Source organism: Ligaoa zhengdingensis, from assembly GCF_014384885.1.
Classification (GTDB): Bacteria; Bacillota; Clostridia; order Oscillospirales; family Ruminococcaceae; genus Ligaoa; species Ligaoa zhengdingensis.
In genome coordinates this window covers 37,609-59,854 of sequence record NZ_JACRST010000016.1, presented here as the reverse complement: position 1 = coordinate 59,854, position 22,246 = coordinate 37,609, and the positions used below count along the sequence as shown (strand labels likewise).

The following is a 22,246-nucleotide window of genomic DNA, read 5'->3' as shown; positions in this document are numbered from 1 at the left end:
GTTCGCCTGATCGATCAGGGACTTCAGGAACTCTTTGTCCACCTCATTCTCCATGACCGACACAATCGCGTACATCACATCTTCATACGCCGCATCGATATCCTCCTGGGTCGCTTCGGTATCTTCAATCACGAGGTTTGCAGCTGCAATCGCCTCTTCCAGGGCTGCCTTCGACTCGTCGGTGAGATCCAGAGTCTCGTCGCCCAGCAGCGCATTCGCCAGCTCAACGGCCAGTTTCAGCGCACTCTTGTCCGGTGCATACTCCAGGCCGTCGCGCGCCATGACCAGATCGAGGTATGCACTCAATACATCCTCCTGGGTCGCCGCGTCGCTCTCAATCACGTCTTTCGCAGCAGTCAGCGCTTCGTCGAACGCCGCCCAGCTCTCCGCTGTGAAGCGCTCTTCCTCATACACGCCGTCAACCGCCGCGATCAGCGCTTCCAGGTAGCTCTTATCCACATCCGAGGGTTCTTCAGTGACATAATCGCCAAACACCTGGAATTCAGAGACCGCCAGTGCATAGCCATCCGCAGCCTGCATGACAAAACGCAGCTTACTGGTGATCACTTTATCAAATATGATGGCGTTTTCGCCCTGTGTCATGGTTTCTTTTCCCGCCAGCATCTGATTCTGTGCGGAAATCCAATCGGAGCCGTCCCAATATTGCAGGTCAAAGTCCTTTGGGGGCTGGCAGCCATGATCGGTGAATACATGAATTGCGATACTGCCTGTTTTAACATTCCTGCCAAAATCCACCCCGATGTGGTCGCCGGGGCGCTGTTCGCCGGACTGCCAGTTGGTCCAGGAATTGTTGGGCTCGGTGATATCGGTGTTATCGTCGATGATATTCCACAGCCTTTTAGGGACATTTTCGAGTGAGAAGGAGGCAAACGGCTGCGGATAACCGGTCAGGGAATCGTTGACCGCAATGCTGCCGCTCGATTCCTGCCCCGGAATCAGCTCGCCGATCAGTTCACCGTCGAGCGTCTGGTCGGGTGCAAATTCATCCGACTCCATATATTGCAGGATGCTGGAAAGCAGCTGTTTGGCCTCGGGTTTGCCGGCGTTCCCCCTGGTCAGGTCGATCGAGCAGACCAGCAGGTCGCCGCCGTCCACCTTGCCCTCAAAAATGAGGCCCAGCTTGCGGTTGTTGGCCGCGCCATCCACCGTTTTGTCGTTGCCGAAGTTGTCGATCGCCTGCAAAATCGGCCGGTAACTCAAATCGGTGTCGTCCAGGATGATCGGCCGGGAATTCTTCACCAGATTCCACCACTGCCAGTTGGAATGCGACTCGGTCGGGAAATCTGCGAAGATCGGATGGGTTTCATCGGTGACAAAGCCCATGGTGTTGAAGGTGGTGGGGAACCACATGCCCGACCAGAAGGTGGGGGTGAAGTTGCCGTTCACACTCTTGGGCAGCGCGGTCGGATTGATCTTGGGGAGCAGCAAAACCTTTCCGCCCTCCGCAAGCCGCTCTTTGACCTGGCTGTTGTAGCTGGATGCGATCATGATATCCGCCGAGCCTGTGGTGTCAATTTCGGCGGGGAATACCCACACGTCGTATTCGTTGGAGAGGATGGGGTCGCCCACCAGGCCGACCTCCAACTTGATCTGCTCCGCATTTTTCAGAGAAGCAAGGGAAGCGGAAACCTCCCCGATGGTGGTCAGGCTGCCCTGCGGGAGATCCATCGTTTCCCCTTCGCCCTGCGCGATGACCTCGCCGTTCTGATGCTTGAGCACCCAGCGAGCTTTCACGCCGTTCAGGTTGCCTTCGCCGTAGTTAGCAATCTGAATCTGGGCGGTAAAGGTCTGGTCGTTGGTCCACACATACTGCGGCATCAACGCCAGTGCGGTGACAGCCGAGTTGTGCCGGATGAACTCCTCACCGGAGGGCATACCGGGCTTTTGCTCCATAAAGTTGTTCAGGATGCCGACCAATGCCGACCCCTGGCCGGGAAAGTCCTGCAAACCGAGCAGCTGATAACCACCCTGGTTGCTGGTGCGCAGCGCGGCTTCGACCTCGGCGCGGTAGCAGATGGCGGCCAGAGCGCCGGACGCCTCGGCAAACGCCTTGTTCTGATCGCCCATACCCTTGCTCTCCAGGCTCGCCTTGGCAATCTTCAGGTTGCGCGCGTCAAACACGCCGGTGTATTGGTCGATCTGATCAAAATCGGGGTACTGCTGGAACTGCCCGATCTCGTGGGAGACAAAGGGGATTTCGAGGCCGTCGATCGCCCCGAAGTAGGTGCGCGTGGTGGCTGGAGTTTCCGTATTGATGAATCCGGCCGCTCCGTTCGAGCCGCGGATCTGGCCGTCGCCCTTGTTGGAGGAGAGGCTGATCCAGAACTGGTCGCCGGGGTCGTAACCGGAGCCGCCGCCGCAGCGGTTGTTGGAACCGGTGGCGAACAGGCGGGTCGGGTCGAGCTTTTGGAGGTCATTCAGCAGAACCACGGAGTCGCTCTGCGTGGGGAACATCTCGTTGCCGAAAGTGAAGGTTGTGAAGGAGGGATGACACGCCATCTCTTTCACAATCCGTTTGGATTCCCGGGAATAGAAGGAGTTTTCCGAGCTGCCCGCAGCAAACGGGTTGCCCGTAAAGGCGTACAACTCCGGCTGGAGGTACATGCCCAGCTCGTCCGCCGCTTCATAAGCAGCTTTGGGCGGCGACCAGCTGTGGAAGCGGTAATGGTTGAGCCCGTATTCCCGCGCCGTGCCCAGCAGCTCCAACCAGAATTCTTTCTCCATCGGCGGATAAGCGGTCAGCGGGAACACCGCGCAGTTCGCCTCGCCGCGCAGGAAGATCGTTTTGCCGTTGATGATGAAGTGATCCTCGTCGGCGGTGAATTCGCGCATACCGCTGGTGGCCGTTTGCGTTTCAGAGATGTCGCCGGCGGCCAGCGTGACAGTGAAATCATAGAGGGCGGGGTCGAATTCGTCCCAGAGGTAAACGTTGTCGCCCATGTCGTAGCGGAACTCCAGAGGGGTCGTTGTATTGGCGGCTGCCGTCCCTGAGAAGGTCTGCTGCGCCACAACCTGCTCCGGTTTTTCGGTGTTGCGGCTCTTCGCGCTCACACTCACCGTCACATCCGCATCCGCATCGGTCAGGTTGCCCACATCCAACTGGATGCGCGCAACATTCACCGTTTCATCTTCCGGCGAACGCTTGTCGGAATAGATGCGCAGATCGTCTATGTAGACCGGCTCCTGCATCTTGAGCGAAATCTCGCCCACAATGCCGTTCCAGTTGCCCTGGGTCTCCTCCACCACCATATGGGAGCGCCAGGTTTGCGTCTCATAGCTGCTGTTGTCCACCTCTACGGTGAGAATGTTTTGCACCGTCGGATCGAGGCCGGTGAGATCGAAGGTCTGCGCCACGCCCAGCGCGTCGCTCTCGCCGACGAGGATGTCGTTAAGCCAGACCTTTGTCTTACGGGTGCGCTCCAGGGCCAGGGTAACTTTTTTACCCGCCCAGTTGTCGGGCACTACGATTTCCTTCTGATAGGAGGCCTTGCCCACATAGGTATAACGCGGGGTCAACCGGGTTTTGTCGGTATAGTTGTTGTTGATGTTGCCCTTCTGATTTTCGTCCATGGTGCCGGGCAGGCGGACGGTATCTTCAAGGGTCTCACCGGATGAGAAAGCGCCCATCTTAAATCCCCAGACGCCCGCCAGGGAAATCTCCGAGCGGTTGATCTTTCCTTCGATCCGCTCAACGGCCGCAGTCAGCTGCTTATAGGCGTCATGAACCGCTCTGCCCTCCTGCGCGGCATCCATCACAGAAGCAGCATTCTCAATCGCGTTGCTGAACGCCTTCAACTGTTCCTCCGTGGGGCCTGCGCCCTCGGCGCTTTCATGCAGCTGCTGCGCCTTCTCGATGAGCGCCCCGAGCTGCGCAAGCGTATACAGGATACGGTGGCTCTCCAGCTCATCCTGCGCATCGGCGAGCGCTTCGATCGCCTTCACAAGCTCGCTGTCCTCCAGGCCGGAGAGGTTCAAAACCGCTTCCGCGTCGTCGATCGCCGCGAGAAATGCCTCGACCGCCTCAGCCGGGAACTGATCGGCGCCGGTGCCAATCGCGGTGCTGCCAGCTACCTTGCGCGCGGCCAGAATACCCTGGTAGAGTTCCATCCACGCGTCGCTCTCGCTTCCCTTTTCAAACCAGGCGGTCAGCTCGGCGATCGCGGAATTTTTCCCCGACTTATCCTGGAGCGATTCAATCTTGATATACCGCGCAGGCACGCTTTCGGGCAGTACAATCTGGGCGTATTCGCCCTTCTCAGGGATCTTCAGCGTCCATTTATCCGCAACCAGGGTGTATTCGTCATCCAGCTCGGTTTTGGCATACAGGTTGAACTGGGTGATCGCCATCGAGTCTTGATCCTGGCGCGGCAGGATATCGAGACCGGTGAGGGCGTACACGTGGCCCATGTCGATCTCGATCCAGTGAGGAAAGGGCGCCTGCGGCGTCCATTCGTTGTGCCAGAAGGTGTTGGTCAGGCCGTCCACGGCGAATTCCTTTACATAGCCGGGATTTTCACTGGAACAACCGATTGCGGTCATCCGCAGCACCCGTTCCGATTCGACCGGCTCGAACGAAAGGCCGAACCGCAACTCCGCTACCGAGGTGCAGAATTTGTCCGCGGCCTCCGTATACTGGCCCTTAATCAAAAATTTGATCCGTTTGGCGGTCACCGGCTCGACAAAGCGGGTGGAGACCTCGCTGCGTTCGTTTGTCATCGTCCATTTGGTCAGTTCCTTGACCGGTGTGAATTCCCCATTCGCACTGTCGCTCATCAGGAATTCGTAATCATTAATAAACTGGGCCGGATCGGTCCCATGGCCGCCGTCCAGGCGCGGCTGATAGGCGATTGTATCGATCTGCTGCGGCTCGGTAAATTCAATGATGAGCTCGTGCGGAAAGCCCTCCGTCGCTTCATCGTTCCACGGGCTGTGCCAGATGGTGGACGGGTCGCCATCCACCGCCTTTTCCGGTTCGTATCCAGCCGGGGCCTGTTTGTCGGCCGTGATGCTTTCAATCGCGCTGGACGGGATGAACGATATGTCCCCCCCAGCGGTGCTCACAGGCGCTGGGCTGGGCGATTTGGCTGCCCAGGCCGGCGTCGAGGCGCCGGCTGCAAGCGCAACTGCCAACAGGCCGGCGATGAATCGGTTGCTCCTCTTTTCCATTTATTATCCTCCTTTTTTCCATTTTGCTGTTGTGAGTACCACGTAATTTTTGCACATATTTTCACAGCTAAAAATGAAAATTATAGTACTTTTATTATACACGACCTAAATTTTCAAATGCGACCAAGAAATTATCAAATCCGATGCTCTTTTCCAATTGGACCTGGCCCACAGGCAAAAAACAGGCGCCATCCGCATATCGGATGGCGCCTGCCAAAGCGAGATCATATTTTAAAGGTCGGTTTCCTCGAGCAGCTCCAGGGTATCCAAGGAATACATCGAGGCCCTGGCGTCAGAGAAGAGATAGATGCGGTCGCCGATGTAGACGCCGCGCCGGATGTTTAAATTCTGCCGGTAGATCTCCCCCTCATCGGTGATTCCATCGCTCTGCGAGAGGTGGCCGACAAATTTGATCGACTCCTCGGTGACGCGGAACAGGTACAAGCCGTCAAAGGCGAACTTGTAGTTGCGCGACCACCGGTCGCCGCTGTTGTTGCCGAACTGCTCGTACAGGGTCACCGGGATGCCGATGATATCCTTGCTGGAGTAGTGGAGAAAGGCGCGGTGATCGTAGAGGGCGGGGGAGTAGCTGCCTTGGTCGCCCAGCCGGTAGACTTCGGTTTCACGCGGGTTGGTCGGATCGCTCACGTCGAACAGTGAGAGCTTGAGCCCCTGTGTGGTCACGCCGCCGTCCTCGGTGACTGCGGTTTCGTAGCCGAACCCGAGCAGGGTGTTTTCCCCGATGGGGTGCAGGTATTCCGAAAAGCCGGGCACTTTGAGCTGGCCGAGCAGCACCGGATTGGCCGGGTCGGAGAGATCGATTGCAAACAGCGGGTCCACCTGTTCAAAGGTCACGAGATAAGCGATGTCGCCGATGTAGCGCACCGAATAGATCGACTCCTCAGGGGCTAGCCCCATGAGGCTGCCCAGATGTTCTAGATATTCATCTAGAACATAAATGTTGTTATCGGTGACCGTTCGGTAGGGGTCGTCTTCCGGTGAGATTGAGCTGGTGTCCGGATTCACTTCGGCGATATCCTCCTCCGCAACTTCCTCGATATCGGGTTTCGCGGGGGCTGCCATTCTGGCCCGCTTGCGCTCTTCCCGCAATCGCTCGTTCTCCTCACGCGCCTTGCGCGCAGCCTCGGGGTCGGCGTAGCGCTCAGTGGTGGTTGCGATGCGCAGCTCGCCTGTTTCGCCTTCGTCGAGGGCGAACTGCCCGTCGATGCGGCCGGGCACGCTGCCCTGTGCGATCAGATCGATATCAGTGCCGTCCACTGAGAATTTAAGCAGGGTGGTCTCGCCTGCTTCCATCAGGTAGTTGTCACCGTCATACCGGTATCCCGCCACATAGAGGTTGTCGGTGGACATATAAACGGTGTTCCCGCCGCCCAACACCGCTTTGGTGGTGCTGTCGTCCGGGTCATCCAGGCGCACCGCAGACAGCACGGTATAGTTGCTGTCGGTCACCTCGGCGGGGATGCAGATATCTGAGGCCGCCATCGTCCGCGGCGTTTGATCCACTGCGGTATCCAGCACGGATGGCACGAGCATGGCGTCGTCATATTCTTCATAATGGGGGTTGCAGGTGTTGGCGCTGCGGCTCACCAAGTAAACCACATCGTCCACCAGCCGGGAGGAGACATAATCCCCCTGCTGCTCGAATGTGCGCTCGTTCACCGGGTTGGCCGGATCGGAGATATCGTAGACATCCACGCTCACCGCGGAGGTCGTTCGTGTCCCGACCTGTTTGACCCCGTCGGTGTACAGGGCATACCGCGGGAGCTCCGTGAAGTTGTAGGTGTTGGACAGAACCGCCAGCTTGCCGTCGGCCAGGAAGAGATCGATGGGGATGACGTCCGGCTGGATGGAGATGGTCGAAGCGAGCGTCAGATCGTCCGCCGCTAAAATGCTGATTTGCGGTTCCTCGCTGCCCTGGTTGGAGAGGTAATAGATATATTCCCCGTCGGTCTTGACGATGTCCGCCTCATCCACGTCCTGGGTCTGCACATTGGTGCTGTAGACATCGCCGCCGCCCGGCGCGCGTTCCCCGTCCCCGCCGGCGTCGGGGTGGGAATCGGCCGTCATGCCGTTGGCCGCGCCGCTTTCAAAGCCGGTATCTACGCCCACTCCGCCGGTCATCGGGTCCGACTTCTCATTGGCTACTTCTTCTTCCATTGGTTCGGGCTCCCACGCCCGGGGCGCGTCGATCACCAGCTTGAGGGTCTCGCGAACCTGGGCATAATCGCTGGCGTAGTAGGAGCGCATCGCCTCAATGTGTTCGAGCAGTTCCGCGCCGGGGTCATCCTCGGCGGTTGCTGCCGGCGCGCTTTCCAGCATCATGGCGGAATCGCAGGCAGTTGCGGCCGAGGACATCAGCTCCTGCGGCGCAGGGGCCTGTTTCCCCATCTGGTGGCCGATGACCGTCCAATACAGGCCGCCGCCGAGCAGCAGCAGGAATGCCGCCGCATAACCGGCGGCCCGCTGCCAGGTGCGTGGACGCACCACCCGGAGCCTCGGCGATTTTTCATCATTTTCCATGCGCTGTATCAGCCGGGATGCGGTGACCGATTCCGGAACCGGAATTTCCCGATCGATCTGCTGCAACTTTTCGGATATAAAGTTCAGGTTTTCCTGGTCTTGCTCGTAAAAATCAGTCATCGTATCACCCCATTTCTATCATTTTGCGCATCTTAATTAAGGCCCTGTGAAGTTTGGAACTCACAGTGCCGTGCGGGCAGCCCAGCATCTCGGAAATCTCACGGGTGGTGTAACCCTGGATGGCGGAGAGGACGACGATCATCCGCTCCTGGTTGGAGAGCTTACCCAGCGCTCCCAGAACAATAACTTTGTCGGAGGTCTCCCGTTCGATGTCGGTATCTGCAGTAAAGTCGCTTACAAAGTCCTCGATATTCAGCGTGTTTTTGCGTTTGATCAGATCGGCGATCTTCCGTTTCATGCGCACCGAGAGGATGCGGAAAATCCACGCCTTGAACGCGGCTTCGTCGCGCAGGTTGGATATCCCTCTCCAGGCCTCCACAAAGGTGTCGGCCACCGCATCCTCCGCGTCATGCGCGTTGCCAAGTGTGTACAACGCGTACTTGTACAGCTCATCCTGCACCTGCTCATAGAGCAGAGAGAAACTCTCTGAACTGCCGGCCTTCGCGGAAGCAACCGTCTGTAGATCAATATTCAATTCACCACACCACACTTTATGGGTTACACTTACTAGGTGCAACCAGATTGGGAAATTGTTGCAAGGTTATGTACAATTTTTTATAAAATAAATTCGGGCTCGTCCTTTACAAAGCCCGCTCCGCGAAAAACGGCGAAAATCCTCGACACCTTGCTTTTTTTCATTATATCGGAAAAGCTGCGGCAAGTACAAGGCAATCATTTCCTGGGCAGGCGGACGGAAAGAAGAGTATGACCAGTCAGCCATTTGCATAATTTCGGGTGGCGGGGTTTGCCGCGGTTGCCCTGAGTATACGAATTTGCCGAGAAAGGGAAAAAGCGCATTGAATTTGGCGACCGGTATGGTACAATAGAATAGAATTGATTTTAATCAGTGGGGAGGGCGCCGCAATGCTTTTAACGAGCATACACATCGGGTATTGCTATCGGCACAGCGGGTCCCCCTGCGCGCAGAAAAATGCGGACAAGGCGGAGGTGTACCACCTCGGAAATAACAGCATCCTCGGGAGAGGTGCAGGAAACTGGTAACGGTATGGCTGTAAGCAGAGGCGCTTGCAGTCCTTTTTATTTTGGAAAGGAGCAAGAAACTATGGCGGAACAGAAAAAGGTAGCGGTCATCATGGGCAGCGACAGCGACCTGCCGGTGGTAAAGGCGGCGATCGACACCTGCAAGGAGTTCGGCGTCCCGGTGGAGGCGCATGTGATGAGCGCCCACCGAACCCCTGAGCAGGCGTGCAGCTTTGCAAAAGAAGCGCGCGCGAACGGCTTCGGCGCGATCATCGCGGCGGCGGGCAAGGCGGCGCACCTTGCGGGCGTGTTGGCGGCCCACACCACCCTGCCGGTCATCGGCATCCCGGTGAAATCCTCCACCCTCGACGGGCTGGATGCGCTGCTCGCGACCGTGCAGATGCCCAGCGGCATCCCGGTGGCGACTGTGGCCATCGACGGCGCAAAAAACGCGGCGCTGTTGGCGATCCAGATTTTGGCGGTCTCCGATCCGGAGCTGGCGGGCAAGCTGGACGCGATGAAGCGGAGGATGGCCGACGAGGTGATCGCCAAGGACCGCAAGCTCCAGGAGCAGCTTTAATTTAGCTGAATATAAAATTTTAAGATAAAGAAGGATGGAAGATTATGAAAAAATGTGAACTGCTGTACGAAGGAAAGGCCAAAAAGGTCTATACCACCGAGGACCCCGAGCTGCTGATCGTCGATTATAAGGACGATGCGACCGCCTTTAACGGCCTCAAAAAGGGCACGATCTTGGGCAAGGGCGCGATCAACAACCGCGTCACCAACCATCTGATGAAGCTGCTGGAGAAAAACGGCGTGCCCACCCACCTGGTGGAAGAGATCTCCGACCGCGAGACGGTGGTGAAAAAGGTCACCATCGTGCCGCTGGAGGTGATCGTGCGCAACATCGCCGCGGGCTCGCTGGCCAAGCGCCTGGGTCTGGAGGAGGGCTACAAGATGAAGCGCACCGTGCTGGAATACTGCTACAAGGACGATGCGCTGGGCGACCCGATGGTCAACGAGTACCACATCATGGCGATGGAGTACTGCACCAAGGAGGAGCTCGACCTGATCGCCTCCTATTCGCTCAAAGTAAACGAGGTGCTCACCGACTATCTGAAGGACCTCGGCATCGAGCTGATCGACTTCAAGCTGGAGTTCGGCAAGACCAGCGACGGCACCATCGTGCTGGCGGACGAGATTTCGCCGGATACCTGCCGCTTCTGGGACAGCAAGACCCATGAGAAGCTGGACAAGGACCGCTTCCGCCGCGACCTGGGCGGCGTGGAGGACGCCTACCACGAGATCATGAAGCGCCTGCTGGGTGAATAAGTCTGCAAGGGTGCAGGATGCACTTCGGAGAGGATGAAGAAATATGTTTGATACAATTCATGAGGAATGCGGCGTGTTCGGTATCTATGAAAACCACACGGCTGACGTGGCCGCTTCCGCCTATTACGCGCTGTACGCCCTGCAACACCGCGGCCAGGAAAGCTGCGGCATCGCGGTGAACGACGACGGTGTGATCACAGCGCACAAGGACGTTGGGCTCGTGCCGGACGTATTCAACAGCGAGGTGCTGGCCAAGCTGGGCCAGGGCCAGATGGCGGTGGGGCATGTGCGCTACTCCACCACGGGGCTCGCCAGCCGCAGCAATGCGCAGCCGCTGGTGGTGCGCCACATCAAGGGCACGATGGCGCTGTGCCACAACGGCAGCCTGGTCAACGCGCAGGAGCTGCGCGAAAAGCTGGAGCTCTCAGGCGCGATTTTCCACACCACCAACGATTCCGAGGTGATCGCCTACCTGATTACCACTGCGCGGCTCAAGGCGGGCAGCATCGAGCAGGCGGTGGAGCAGGCGATGAACGAGCTCAAGGGCGCCTATTCGCTGGTCATCATGTCCCCCAAAAAGCTGATCGCGGCCCGCGACCCGCAGGGCTTCCGCCCGCTGGTGATCGGTGAGCTCGACGGCAGCTATATCTTTGCCTCCGAGACCTGCGCGCTCGATTCGCTCGGCGCGCACTATGTGCGCGACGTGGAGGCGGGTGAGATCGTGGTCGCGGATGAGAACGGCCTGCGCAGTATCCGCACCCACTGCGGCCAGAAGACCGCCATGTGCGTGTTTGAATTCGTCTATATCGCCCGCCCCGACTCGGTGATCGAGGGCGCGTCGGTCCATCTGGCGCGCCAGCGTGCCGGCGCCTACCTCGCGCTGGAGCATCCGGTGCAGGCGGATGTGGTGATCGGCGTGCCGGATTCCGGCCTGGACGCGGCCATGGGCTACGCCAAGCAGTCGGGTATCCCGTACGGGATCGGCTTCATCAAAAACCGCTATGTCGGCCGCACCTTCATCCAGCCCACCCAGGCCATGCGCGAGCGCGCGGTGCGCATCAAGCTCAACGCGCTGGGCGCCTGTGTCAAGGGCAAGCGGGTGGTGCTGGTAGACGACTCGATTGTGCGCGGTACCACCAGCCGCAAGATCGTCGACCTGCTGCGTGAAGCGGGCGCTACCGAGGTGCACATGCGCGTCTCCAGCCCGCCGTTCCTGCACCCCTGCTACTTCGGCGTGGATGTGGACAGCCGCGACAAGCTGATCGCCTGCCGCATGACCCAGGAGGAGATCGCCCGGGAGATCGGGGTGGACAGCCTGGGCTACCTGAGCGTGGACAACATTACAAAAATTGCGGAGGGTGCGAAGTGTGACTTCTGCGTCGGCTGCTTCACCGGGAAATATCCGATCGATGTCCCCGCAGAGATGCCAAAATGCCGCTTTGAGCAGAAAATTTCGGAGGGAAAACAGCCATGAATAACAGCTACAGCAACTCCTACAAGGAAGCGGGCGTGGATGTGACCGCCGGCTACAAGGCCGTGGAGCTGATGAAACAGCACGTGAAACGCACCGTGACCCCCGGCGTGCTCGACGGCATCGGCGGGTTTGGCGGCCTGTTCGAGCTGGATCTCACCGATATCCGTAAGCCGGTGCTGGTCTCCGGCACCGACGGGGTGGGCACCAAGCTCAAGCTCGCCTTCCTGCTGGACAAGCACAACACGGTCGGCATCGACTGCGTGGCCATGTGCGTCAACGACATCGTCTGCTGCGGCGCGAAGCCGCTGCAATTCCTCGACTACATCGCCTGTGGCAAAAACGTGCCGGAGAAGATCGCTGCGATCGTCTCCGGCGTGGCCGAGGGCTGCGTGCAGGCCGGTTGCGCGCTGGTGGGCGGCGAGACCGCCGAGATGCCCGGCTTCTACCCGGCGGATGAATACGACCTGGCCGGTTTTTCGGTCGGCGTTGTGGATAAAGACAAAATCTTCGACAGCTCCGCCATCCAGGCGGGCGACGCGATCATCGCGCTGGCCTCGTCCGGGGTGCACTCCAACGGCTTCTCGCTGGTGCGCAAGGTGTTCGACATCGAACACTGCGACCTGTCCGCCTACAGCGCCGAGCTGGGGCGCGGCCTGGGCGAGACCCTGCTGACTCCCACCAAAATCTATGTGAAACCCATTCTGGAGCTCGCAAAAGCGGTGACCATCAAATCGGTTTCTCACATCACCGGCGGCGGCTTCTACGAGAACATCCCCCGCGCCCTGCCCGAGGGCAAGCGCGCGGTGGTCGAGCGCGCGGCGGTCCGCGTGCTGCCAATCTTCGACCTGATCGCCAAGGTGGGCGGTATCGACGAGCGCGACATGTTCAACACCTTCAACATGGGTGTGGGCATGTGCGTCACCGTGCCCGCCGCGCAGGCGGATAAGGCCCTGGAGGTGCTCAATGCGTGCGGCGAAACCGCCTATCTGCTGGGCGAAATTCAGGACGGCGAAAAGGGTGTTACGATATGCTGAAGATCGCAGTTTTGGTGTCGGGCGGCGGCACCAACCTTCAGGCGCTGATCGACGCGCAGGGCCGGGGCGAAATCCCGGGCGGAGAGATCGCGCTGGTGGTGGCCTCGCGGCCGGACGCCTACGCGCTGGAGCGCGCGGCGAAGGCGGGCATCGAGCGCGCCGTGGTGCGCCGCAAAGATTTTGACGACCCAGCGGCGTTCGACCACGTCCTGTGCGAGACGCTGCGTTCCCACGGCATCGATCTGGTGGTGCTCGCGGGCTTCCTCTCCATTTTGGGGCCCGAGGTCCTCGCTGAGTATGAACGGCGGATCATCAACGTGCACCCCTCGCTGATCCCCTCCTTCTGCGGGGACGGTTTTTACGGGTTGCGCGTACACGAGGCGGCGCTCGCGCGCGGGGTCAAGGTGACCGGAGCGACCGTCCACTTTGTCAACGAGATCACCGACGGCGGGGAGATCATCCTGCAAAAGGCGGTGGACATCCTGCCGGGCGACACCCCGGAAGCGCTGCAAAAGCGCGTGATGACCGAGGCGGAGTGGGTGCTGCTGCCCAAGGCGGTGGCCCTGTTCTGCGCGGGCGAACTTTGACTAGGGAGGAAAACCGATGAAAACAGAACAGCTTGCAATGCTTCTCAGCGAGAACAGCTACCCCGGCCGCGGCATCGTGATCGGCCGCAGCGACGACGGCGAGCACGCGGTGATCGCCTATTTCATCATGGGCCGCAGCGAAAACAGCCGCAACCGCGTGTTTGTCGAGCAGGGGGACGGCATCCGGACCCAGGCGTTCGACCCCTCCAAGCTCACCGATCCGTCCCTCATCATCTATGCGCCGGTTCGGGTGTTCCGCAATGAGGACACCAGCGTGACGATCGTCACCAACGGCGACCAGACCGACACCATCTACGATGCGTTTGCGGCGGGCAACACTTTTGAGGATGCGCTGCGCACCCGCACCTTCGAGCCGGATGCGCCCAACTACACCCCGCGCATCTCGGGCGGGGTGGAGGGCTTCGACTACAAGCTCTCGATCCTCAAGAGCGCGGACGGCGACCCGTCGAGCACCCGCCGCTACTTCTACGAATACCGCAACCCGCTGGCCGGCCAGGGCCACTTTATCCACACCTACCGCTGCGACGGCAACCCGATCCCATCGTTTGAAGGGGAGCCCGAGCAGGTGGAGCTCGTTGGAGATATCGACGAGTTCACCGACCTGGTGTGGAACAACCTCAACCCCGATAACAAGGTGAGCCTGTTCACCCGGTACATCAACGTGAAAACCGGCGAGGTGCAGACCCGCATCGTCAATAAAAATCAGTAGGAGGCGTTTGGATCAATGGCAAAGGAACTGGAGCTGAAATACGGCTGTAACCCCAACCAGAAGCCCTCCCGCATCTTCATGCAGGAGGGGGAGCTGCCGATTGAGGTACTCAACGGCAAGCCCGGTTTTATCAACTTTTTGGATGCGTTCAACAGTTGGCAGCTGGTGCGCGAGCTGAAGGCGGCCACCGGCCTGCCCTGCGCCGCCTCCTTTAAGCATGTCAGCCCCGCAGGTGCAGCGGTGGGCACTCCGCTTTCTGAGGTGGAGAAGAAAATCTACTTTGTAGATGACCTCGAGCTCTCCCCGCTGGCCTGCGCCTATGCGCGCGCCCGCGGCGCGGATCGCATGTCCAGCTACGGCGACTGGGTCGCCCTGTCCGACGAGTGCGACGAGCAGACCGCCCGGATGCTCGCCCGCGAGGTGTCCGACGGCGTGATTGCGCCCGGCTACACCGATAAGGCGCTGGAGATTTTAAAGACCAAGCGCAAGGGCGGTTACAACGTGGTCAAGATCGACGAAAGCTACGTCCCCGCGCCGATCGAGCACAAGGACGTGTTCGGCGTCACCTTTGAGCAGGGCCGCAACGATCTGAAGATCGACAGCGACATGCTCCAGAACATCGTGACCGACAACAAGGAAATCCCCGAGAGCGCCAAGCGCGACCTGGTGCTGGCCCTCATCACCCTCAAATACACCCAGTCCAACTCGGTCTGCTACGCCAAGGACGGCAAGACCATCGGCGTGGGCGCGGGCCAGCAGAGCCGCATCCACTGCACCCGCCTGGCGGGCAACAAGGCGGATATCTGGTATCTGCGCCAGCACGAGAAGGTGCTGAACCTGCCGTTCAAAGCGGATATCCGCCGCCCCGACCGCGACAACACCATCGACGTGTACATCTCGGACGATTACATGGACGTGCTGGCCGACGGGATGTGGCAGCAGTTCTTCACCGAACAGCCCGAGCCGCTCACCCGCGAGGAGAAGCGCGCCTGGCTGGATACCCTCACCGGCGTGGCCCTCGGTTCGGACGCGTTCTTCCCGTTCGGGGACAACATCGAGCGCGCCCACCGCAGCGGCGTGCAGTATATCGCACAGCCCGGCGGTTCCATCCGCGACGACAACGTGATCGAGACCTGCAACAAGTACGGCATCGCGATGGCGTTCACCGGCATCCGCCTGTTCCACCACTGATCGGCGGCGGATGCCGCACCAATTTTGGAATGGAGGGAATCCCCCTATGAAAATACTGGTAGTCGGCTCGGGCGGCCGCGAACACGCGATCATCCGCAAGCTGAAGGAGAGCCCGCAGGCGCCGGAACTCTATTGCGCCAGCGGCAACGGCGGCATCTCGGCGGACGCTGTGTGCGTGCCGCTCAAGCCCACCGACCTCGACGGGATCACGGCCTGGGCGGAGGAGAACCGCCCCGACCTGGTGTTCGTCGCGCCGGACGACCCGCTGGTGGCGGGCCTTGTGGACCGGCTGGGGGAGCGCGGCATCCCGGCGTTCGGCCCGCGCGCCAATGCCGCTATCCTGGAGGGCAGCAAGGTGTTCTCCAAGGAGCTGATGAAGCGGTATCATATCCCCACCGCCGCCTATGAGCAGTTTGACAACTCCGCCGACGCGATCGGCTACATCGCGCGCGAGAATAAATTCCCGGTGGTCATCAAGGCGGACGGCCTGGCGCTGGGCAAGGGCGTCATCATCGCCCAGACGATGCAGGAGGCGGAGAACGCCGTCGTCAGCATCATGGAGGATAAAATTTTCGGCGCGTCGGGCAACCACATCGTGATCGAGGAGTTCCTCACCGGCCCCGAGGTGTCGGTGCTGGCGTTCACCGACGGCCACTGCGTCAAGCCGATGGTCTCCTCGATGGACCACAAGCGCGCGCTGGACGGCGACGAGGGGCTCAACACCGGCGGCATGGGCACCGTTGCGCCCAACCCGTACTACACCCCGGCGGTCGCCGCGGAGTGTATGGAGCGCATCTTTCTGCCCACCGTGGAGGCGATGAACAAGGAAGGCCGCCCCTTCAAGGGCTGCCTCTACTTCGGCCTGATGCTCACCGCGGACGGCCCCAAGGTGATCGAGTACAACTGCCGCTTCGGCGACCCCGAAACCCAGGTGGTGCTGCCGCTGCTCAAGACCGACCTGCTGGAGATTGTGCAGGCTGTGGTCGAAGAGCGGTTGTCCGACCTGCCCATCGAGTGGGAGGACGGCGCGGCGGCCTGTGTCGTGGCGGCGAGCGGCGGCTATCCGCAGCGTTACCAGACCGGCTATCCGATCTCCGGGCTGGACAAGAACGGCCAGGCGGCGGGCGTCACCGTCTACCACGCGGGCACCGCGCGGGACGGCGATATCTACAAGACAGCGGGCGGCCGCGTGCTGGGGGTCACCGCCAAGGGCGCGACCCTCGAGGAGGCGCTCGAAAAGGCCTACCGCGCGGTGGACAGCATCCGCTTTGAGGGGATGCATTGCCGCACCGACATCGGCAAGCGGGCGCTCGCAGCGTCCAAATAATCCAGCAAGAAATATGCGGCGGAATCCGAAAATCATGCGGATCCCGCCGTTTTTTTGCATATTTTTTGATGCGCTGCCCATGCTAAGCATAAAAAACTGCGGAGGTGTCAGCATGGAAAAACGGGTGATCGCAGTCTTCTGTGCGCTGATCCTGTTGTTCAGCGGGGTGTATTACCGGGTGTTTTCACTCAGTCAGGGGGAAAGCCTCGCCCAGGTGGCGCGCAGCCAGAGTACCTATACGCTGGAGGTGGCGCATACGCGGGGGATGATCTACGACTGCAACCTTGTGCCGCTGGTCAATACGCGCATGGAGTACCGCGCCGCGGTCCTGCCGAGCCCCGAGGCGGTTTCCATCATGCAGCGCCTGATGCCCGACAGGGAGGCGTTTTTGCAGAAGCTGGAGGAGCAGAAGCCGGTGGTGCTGAGGGCGGCCGCTGATACCCAGGCGAACAGTGCGGTGCGGGTATTTGAGGTGCCGCGGCGGTATGCGGCGGTCCCTACTGCGGTGCATGTGATCGGCCATCTGCAGGACGGCGTCGGAGTCTACGGTATCGAGCAGGCGTACAACGATTTTCTGGAGGAAAACGGCGGAGTGATCGAGGTGCGCTACGCGGTGGACGCCACCGGGCGGCCGCTCTCGGGGGAGGCGCCGGAGGTGATCGATACCACGGCCGAGCCGAAGCCCGGCCTGGTGCTCACGCTGGACGAGCGCATCCAGGAGATCGCGGAAAAGGCCGCCAAAAAGCATGTGAACAACAAGGGCGCCGTGGTGGTGATGGACTGCAACACCGGCGCGATCAAGGCGGCTGTCAGCCTGCCTGCCTTTGATCCGGACAACGTGGCGGCGAGCTTTGAAAAGGCGGACACACCGTTTGTCAACAAGGCGTTTTCCCCCTTCAACGTGGGTTCTAGCTTCAAGCTGGTGGTCACCGCGGCCGCGTTGGAGAACGGCATCGAGCCGGGCGCGTTCGAGTGCACCGGACAGATCGACGTGGAGGGCCAGATTTTCCGATGCAACAACCACGATGGCCACGGCTGGGTGGATCTGCCGCGCGCGCTCCAGGTCTCCTGCAACCCTTATTTCATTCATCTCGCCGAGCGGGTGGGGGGAGAAACCCTGCGCGAAACCGCGATGCAGTTCGGTTTTGGACGGTCCAACCAGCTCGCCGAGGGCATCGAAAGCGCGGCGGGCAACCTGCCTGAGCCGGACGAGCTGCTCAACCCGGCCGATGTGGCCAACTTCGGCTTCGGCCAGGGCGTGCTGATGGCCACCCCGGTGCAGCTCGCGCGCATGGTCAGCGTGTTCGCCAACGGCGGATACCTGGTCTCCCCCCGGCTGGTGGAGGGCGTTTCGGACGCCAGCGGGACGGTTGTGGAACAGCCTGCGCCACGCTATGCCTCCAATCGCATCATCAGGGAGGAGACCGCCCGGCGGGTGCGCGAGCTGATGATCACCGTCGTGGAAGAGGGCAGCGGACAGCGCGCCAAGCCCGAGGTGGGCGGCGCCGGCGGCAAGACCGCCTCCGCCCAGACCGGGCAGTATTACGACGAGGAGCGCACCAACGAGATTGTGGAAGCATGGTTTGTCGGATTCTATCCAGCCCAGCAGCCGCGCTACACCATCGTGGTGCTTGCGCAGGGCGCGGACTCGGGCAGCACCTACGCCGCGCCGGTATTTAAGGAGATCGCGGATGGCATCGCAAATATGGATTGAAAAATACGGAGGTTTCCAGTATAATAAAGAACAGTGGCCAGCGGGCGGGTGTCCTGCAAATACGAAAAGAGGCTAAGGGGGTTTCTTCATGGAGAATAACCGGGAATTTATCATCAGCACCGATACCAATTCGGACCTGCCGTTTTCTTTCATAGATGAAAACAATATCAATCTGATGGGGCTGGGCTATACGATGGACGGAGTGACCCGCTTTAGCGACGACCGCACCATCGATCCGCACGATTTTTACGAGCGGATGCGCGCGGGCGGCATGCCAACCACCATGCAGATCAACCCGGAGCAGGCGGAAAAATCGTTCGAGGCGCTGGTGACGCAGGGCTTTGACGTGCTGCACATCGCTTTTTCGTCCGGCCTGTCGGGCAGCTACAACAGCGCTGAGATGGGCGCGGCTGAGGTGCGCGAGCGCTACCCCGAAGCGAAAGTGGTGGTCATCGATTCCTTGTCGGCCTCCTTGGGCCAGGGCCTGATGGTTTATTACGCGGTACAGCTCAAAAAAGCGGGCAAATCGCTGGAGGAAACCGCCGCATGGATCGAATCCCACCGGCAGAACTTCCTCCATTACTTCACGGTGGAGGATCTCAATCACCTCTACCGGGGCGGCCGCGTCTCCAAGGCGACCGCGGTATTCGGCACCATGCTGGGCATCAAGCCGGTGATGTACGTGGATGCGGAAGGGCACTTGGTCCCGATGGGCAAGGTGCGCGGGCGAAAACAGTCGATGCTGGAGCTCATCAACCGCATGGGGCCCAAGATGGAGGGGATGGACAACGAGATCGTGTTCATTTCGCACGGCGATGCGCTGGACGAGGCGAAATTTTGCGCGGAAGAGATTAAGAAAAAATATAAAATCAAGAATTTTCTGTTCAACTACGTTGGGCCTACCATTGGGGCGCATTCCGGGCCGGGCACCATCGCAATTTTCTTTTTAGGCAAGGACCGCACGGAAGGAAAATAACGACACCGCCCGTGTACGCATAGCGTTTTGACAGGGGTTTATACTAGACTGTGTACCGCAGACCTGCCCGCGGCGGGATTTGCGGTGCGCGGTCTTTTCTTTTTTGCAGAGCGGACCGCCATCTCAAACAGGATGGGGGAGAACCTACAATGGAGAGCAAAGTGGAAGCACAGGTGATCGGGATGCGCACCGAAGCGGCGGCCGACCGGGTGCGCGGCCGGCTGGAGTGTATGACCGGCGTGGACCTGGTGGAAACCTGCATCCGCACCGGCCAGGTAAACGTCTACGGGCACGACCTGGAGCGGGACGACGTCTATGACGCGCTGCGCGAAATCGGCTGCGAAACCCTGATTAGGGACTAGGCGCTGCTTGCAAATTCCGGCCTTTTTCTACAAGCGGGGGCGCACTGCGTGAAAACGCCTCGGAATACGGCAAGTGTTCCCGCGTTTTTTGCCTTGCGGTTGCTCGCTGTTTGCGAAAAATCCGTCGATTTCTCTTTTTAAACAGGACATGAGAAAAACCGCTTGTTTTCCGGTTCGGAAGCAAGCGGTTTTTTCATCACTGTTTTATTTGCAGTGGAGGTAGCGCTCCACTTCGTACCACGGCACCGGAAATCCCGCGCCGTGCGAGCAGAATACCGAATCCGAGGGGTTGGCGAGGTCGCGAGTCCGGTCGTAGGCGCGGCGTGCGATGACGTCGTCCGGATTGTGGCAGGGCTCGTACCCGTCCACCCGCAGGCTGATCGATCCGCGTCCGCGGCTGAAGGCGGCCAGGTCGCGGCCATAGCTCATCATCGTGGCCACCGGCGCGCGCCCGCGGATCACCGCCCGGCCGCATTCCAGCTCGGGCGGCTCGAAGCGGCCGGACATCCGCTGGAGGTCGGCGAGGACGCGCCCCACCAGCGTGGTGTCCACCGAGATGACAAAGGCGTAATAGGGCTCCAGCAGCAGACTTTTCTCCTGTTCCAGCCCCTGCCGGATTGCCCGGTAGACCGCCTGCCGGAAGTCGCCGCCCTCGGTGTGCTTGTCATGTGCGCGGCCGGTGAGCAGCACCACCGCGACGTCGGTGAGCGGCGACCCGGTGAGCACCCCGCGGTGCACCCGTTCAAACACGTGCGTCTCGATCAGCCGCTGCCAGTTGAGCGCGAGCAGGTCGGTCGGGCACTCCGAGCGGAAGGTGATCCCGCGGCCGCGCGCACCCGGTTCCAGGCGCAGGTGCACCTCGGCGTAGTGGCGCAGCGGCTCGTAGTGGCCGTATCCGATCACCGGCGCCGCGATCGTCTCCTGGTAGAGAATTTCTGGAGATCCGAACGAGACTTCGGTCCCAAAGCGGTCACACACCAGTTCGCGCAGCACCTCCAGCTGGATTTCTCCCATGATGCGCACCCGGATTTCCTGCAATTCCTCTTGCCATTCCACCGCCAAGGCGGGGTCCTCCTCTTCCAGCAGGCGGAACTGCCCCAGCACTGTGCGCGCGGGCAGGGCGCGGTCGAACTCCACCCGCGCCATCAAGGGCGGCGTGGGGCAGGGGGAGGACCAGGGCGGCTCCGCGCCCAGCGCGTCGCCCGGCCGTACCGACGCGAGCCCTGTGACAGCGCAGAGCTCGCCCGCGCAGGACTGCTGCGCGGGGACGTATTTGGTGCCGTTGTACCTTCGGATTTCGTTGACCTTTTCCGCGCCGACCGCGTCCTTCACCCGGAGCGTGCCGGACGTGACCTTGAGCAGGGCAAGCCGGTCCCCGCGGGCGTCGTGACGGACCTGGTACACGCGCGCGGCAAACGGGGCGTCGGCGTTATAACCGGTGTGGGTGAGCTTGTCCAGCCACTGCAAGAACGCATCGATCCCATCGCCAGAGAGGGCCGCCCCACAAAAGCAGGGAAACAACCGCCGCTCATGAACCAGCTCCCGCGCCGCTTCCAGCCAGGCGGCCTCGTCGAATCCGGCCCCAAGGTAGCGCTCGAGCAGATTGTCGTCCAGCTCGGCCAGCCGCTCGACGAGCGGTTCGGTGAAGCTGGCGGTGAAGTCGCAGACAGCGGGGGAGAACTTGGCCTGCAATTCCCGCTGCACCCGCTCGGGGTCGGCCCCCTCGCGGTCGGTCTTATTGAGGAAGAACAGCGCGGGCACCCGATAGCGCTCCAGCAGTTGCCAAATTGTTTCGGTGTGCCCCTGTACCCCTTCGACACAGCTCACCACCACAATGGCGAAATCCAGTACCCCCAACACCCGCTCCATTTCGGCCGAAAAATCGACATGTCCCGGGGTGTCCACCAGGAAATAACAGTTTCCACCGTAAGAAAAATGGGCCTGGTCTGAGAAGATGGTGATACCGCGCTCCCGCTCCAAGCGGTTGTGGTCGAGAAACGCGTCCCGGTGATCTACCCGGCCGAGGGTGCGGATGCTTTGGGTGCGGTAGAGCAGCTGTTCGGAGAGCGTGGTCTTGCCCGCATCCACATGGGCCAGAATGCCGAGGACCTTGTTCATCGATTCAGATACTCCAGAATCTCCGCGGCATTGGTGTCCGGCTTGGCCCTGGGGAATACCTTTTCAATCGTGCCGCCTTCGTCGATCACGTAGGTGGCGCGCACCACCCCCATGCTCACCTTGCCGTACATCTTTTTCTCCTGCCACACATCGTAGGCCTGGATGGCGGCGAGCTCTGGGTCGGAGAGCAGCACAAACGGCAGCTCATATTTGCCGGCAAAGTTCTGGTGGGATTTCACGCTGTCGCGGCTGATGCCGATGACCGCAACGCCGTTTTCGCGGAAACCGTCGTATGCGTCCCGGAAGGCGCAGGCCTGGCGGGTACAGCCGGGGGTATTGTCGCGCGGGTAGAAGTACAGCACCACCTTTTTTCCCAGAAAATCTGCGAGGCTCACCTCGTTGCCCTGCGCGTCTTGCAGGGTAAACTGCGGGGCCTTGATTCCAACAGCCAGCATATGGCATCGCTCCAATCGTTGTTTTTTCTATCAGATATTTTGCAGCTATTATAC

The 22,246-nt window shown here is 60.5% G+C and carries 16 protein-coding genes; 11 read left to right on the top strand and 5 right to left on the bottom strand.

Features of this window, described 5'->3' with window-relative positions; all coding sequences use genetic code 11:
* The 3 genes from H8711_RS10160 to H8711_RS10150 all read right to left on the bottom strand — a co-directional run.
* On the bottom strand, nt 1-5,187 hold a 5,187-nt coding region (locus H8711_RS10160), incomplete at its 3' end, for a discoidin domain-containing protein (protein ID WP_249283363.1).
* Nucleotides 5,188-5,418: 231 nt separating this feature from the next.
* Nucleotides 5,419-7,848 carry a beta-propeller domain-containing protein gene (locus H8711_RS10155; RefSeq protein ID WP_249283362.1) on the bottom strand — a complete coding sequence of 810 codons (2,430 nt, stop codon included), beginning with the start codon at nt 7,846-7,848 and terminating at the stop codon, nt 5,419-5,421.
* Nucleotides 7,849-7,852: 4 nt separating this feature from the next.
* Nucleotides 7,853-8,383 carry an RNA polymerase sigma factor gene (locus H8711_RS10150; RefSeq protein WP_249283361.1) on the bottom strand — a complete coding sequence of 177 codons (531 nt, stop codon included), beginning with the start codon at nt 8,381-8,383 and terminating at the stop codon, nt 7,853-7,855.
* A gap of 588 nt (nt 8,384-8,971) precedes the next feature.
* Between H8711_RS10150 and purE the strand changes: the two genes are divergently transcribed.
* The 11 genes from purE to H8711_RS10095 all read left to right on the top strand — a co-directional run bounded on the left by purE (nt 8,972) and on the right by H8711_RS10095 (nt 19,619).
* Nucleotides 8,972-9,469, top strand: coding sequence for a 5-(carboxyamino)imidazole ribonucleotide mutase (gene purE, locus H8711_RS10145; RefSeq protein ID WP_249283360.1), 498 nt, complete (start codon nt 8,972-8,974; stop codon nt 9,467-9,469).
* 44 nt (nt 9,470-9,513) lie between these two features.
* On the top strand, nt 9,514-10,224 hold the full coding sequence (gene purC, locus H8711_RS10140) for a phosphoribosylaminoimidazolesuccinocarboxamide synthase (protein WP_249283359.1): 711 nt from the start codon (nt 9,514-9,516) through the stop codon (nt 10,222-10,224).
* Between the two features lie 43 nt (nt 10,225-10,267).
* Nucleotides 10,268-11,698, top strand: a complete 1,431-nt coding sequence (gene purF, locus H8711_RS10135) for an amidophosphoribosyltransferase (RefSeq protein WP_249283358.1) — start codon at nt 10,268-10,270, stop codon at nt 11,696-11,698.
* On the top strand, nt 11,695-12,732 hold the full coding sequence (purM, locus tag H8711_RS10130; protein WP_249283357.1) for a phosphoribosylformylglycinamidine cyclo-ligase: 1,038 nt from the start codon (nt 11,695-11,697) through the stop codon (nt 12,730-12,732). Before purF ends, purM begins: the two co-directional genes overlap by 4 nt.
* Nucleotides 12,726-13,319, top strand: a complete 594-nt coding sequence (gene purN / locus H8711_RS10125) for a phosphoribosylglycinamide formyltransferase (protein ID WP_249283356.1) — start codon at nt 12,726-12,728, stop codon at nt 13,317-13,319. The genes purM and purN overlap by 7 nt, the downstream gene beginning before the upstream one ends.
* Nucleotides 13,320-13,335: 16 nt before the next feature.
* Nucleotides 13,336-14,049 (top strand): IMP cyclohydrolase, encoded by a 714-nt coding sequence (locus tag H8711_RS10120; RefSeq protein WP_249283355.1) that lies wholly within the window; start codon nt 13,336-13,338, stop codon nt 14,047-14,049.
* A gap of 15 nt (nt 14,050-14,064) precedes the next feature.
* Nucleotides 14,065-15,240: a phosphoribosylaminoimidazolecarboxamide formyltransferase gene (locus tag H8711_RS10115; protein ID WP_249283354.1), complete on the top strand. Its 1,176-nt coding sequence runs from the start codon at nt 14,065-14,067 to the stop codon at nt 15,238-15,240.
* A gap of 46 nt (nt 15,241-15,286) precedes the next feature.
* Nucleotides 15,287-16,567: a phosphoribosylamine--glycine ligase gene (gene purD / locus H8711_RS10110; protein WP_249283353.1), complete on the top strand. Its 1,281-nt coding sequence runs from the start codon at nt 15,287-15,289 to the stop codon at nt 16,565-16,567.
* Nucleotides 16,568-16,679: 112 nt separating this feature from the next.
* Nucleotides 16,680-18,281: a peptidoglycan D,D-transpeptidase FtsI family protein gene (locus H8711_RS10105; RefSeq protein ID WP_249283352.1), complete on the top strand. Its 1,602-nt coding sequence runs from the start codon at nt 16,680-16,682 to the stop codon at nt 18,279-18,281.
* A gap of 88 nt (nt 18,282-18,369) precedes the next feature.
* A complete protein-coding gene (locus H8711_RS10100; protein WP_249283351.1) occupies nt 18,370-19,257 on the top strand; it encodes a DegV family protein in 888 nt (295 codons plus the stop codon).
* Nucleotides 19,258-19,406: 149 nt separating this feature from the next.
* Nucleotides 19,407-19,619, top strand: coding sequence for a hypothetical protein (locus H8711_RS10095; RefSeq protein WP_249283350.1), 213 nt, complete (start codon nt 19,407-19,409; stop codon nt 19,617-19,619).
* A gap of 204 nt (nt 19,620-19,823) precedes the next feature.
* On the opposite strand, the gene H8711_RS10090 is transcribed toward H8711_RS10095, so the two are convergent.
* Nucleotides 19,824-21,737 (bottom strand): elongation factor G, encoded by a 1,914-nt coding sequence (locus tag H8711_RS10090; RefSeq protein ID WP_249283349.1) that lies wholly within the window; start codon nt 21,735-21,737, stop codon nt 19,824-19,826.
* Nucleotides 21,734-22,192, bottom strand: a complete 459-nt coding sequence (gene bcp, locus H8711_RS10085; protein WP_249283348.1) for a thioredoxin-dependent thiol peroxidase — start codon at nt 22,190-22,192, stop codon at nt 21,734-21,736. Before bcp ends, H8711_RS10090 begins: the two co-directional genes overlap by 4 nt.
* Between the last annotated feature and the right edge of the window lie 54 nt (nt 22,193-22,246).

Bases quoted from the DNA above. Each gene is read 5' to 3' on its own strand.
- H8711_RS10155 (WP_249283362.1), bottom strand. From the start codon at position 7,848: ATGACTGATTTTTACGAGCAAGACCAGGAAAACCTGAACTTTATATCC.
- purE (WP_249283360.1), top strand. From the start codon at position 8,972: ATGGCGGAACAGAAAAAGGTAGCGGTCATCATGGGCAGCGACAGCGAC.
- purC (WP_249283359.1), top strand. From the start codon at position 9,514: ATGAAAAAATGTGAACTGCTGTACGAAGGAAAGGCCAAAAAGGTCTAT.
- purF (WP_249283358.1), top strand. From the start codon at position 10,268: ATGTTTGATACAATTCATGAGGAATGCGGCGTGTTCGGTATCTATGAA.
- purM (WP_249283357.1), top strand. From the start codon at position 11,695: ATGAATAACAGCTACAGCAACTCCTACAAGGAAGCGGGCGTGGATGTG.
- purN (WP_249283356.1), top strand. From the start codon at position 12,726: ATGCTGAAGATCGCAGTTTTGGTGTCGGGCGGCGGCACCAACCTTCAG.
- H8711_RS10120 (WP_249283355.1), top strand. From the start codon at position 13,336: ATGAAAACAGAACAGCTTGCAATGCTTCTCAGCGAGAACAGCTACCCC.
- H8711_RS10115 (WP_249283354.1), top strand. From the start codon at position 14,065: ATGGCAAAGGAACTGGAGCTGAAATACGGCTGTAACCCCAACCAGAAG.
- purD (WP_249283353.1), top strand. From the start codon at position 15,287: ATGAAAATACTGGTAGTCGGCTCGGGCGGCCGCGAACACGCGATCATC.
- H8711_RS10105 (WP_249283352.1), top strand. From the start codon at position 16,680: ATGGAAAAACGGGTGATCGCAGTCTTCTGTGCGCTGATCCTGTTGTTC.
- H8711_RS10100 (WP_249283351.1), top strand. From the start codon at position 18,370: ATGGAGAATAACCGGGAATTTATCATCAGCACCGATACCAATTCGGAC.
- H8711_RS10095 (WP_249283350.1), top strand. From the start codon at position 19,407: ATGGAGAGCAAAGTGGAAGCACAGGTGATCGGGATGCGCACCGAAGCG.
- H8711_RS10090 (WP_249283349.1), bottom strand. From the start codon at position 21,737: ATGAACAAGGTCCTCGGCATTCTGGCCCATGTGGATGCGGGCAAGACC.
- bcp (WP_249283348.1), bottom strand. From the start codon at position 22,192: ATGCTGGCTGTTGGAATCAAGGCCCCGCAGTTTACCCTGCAAGACGCG.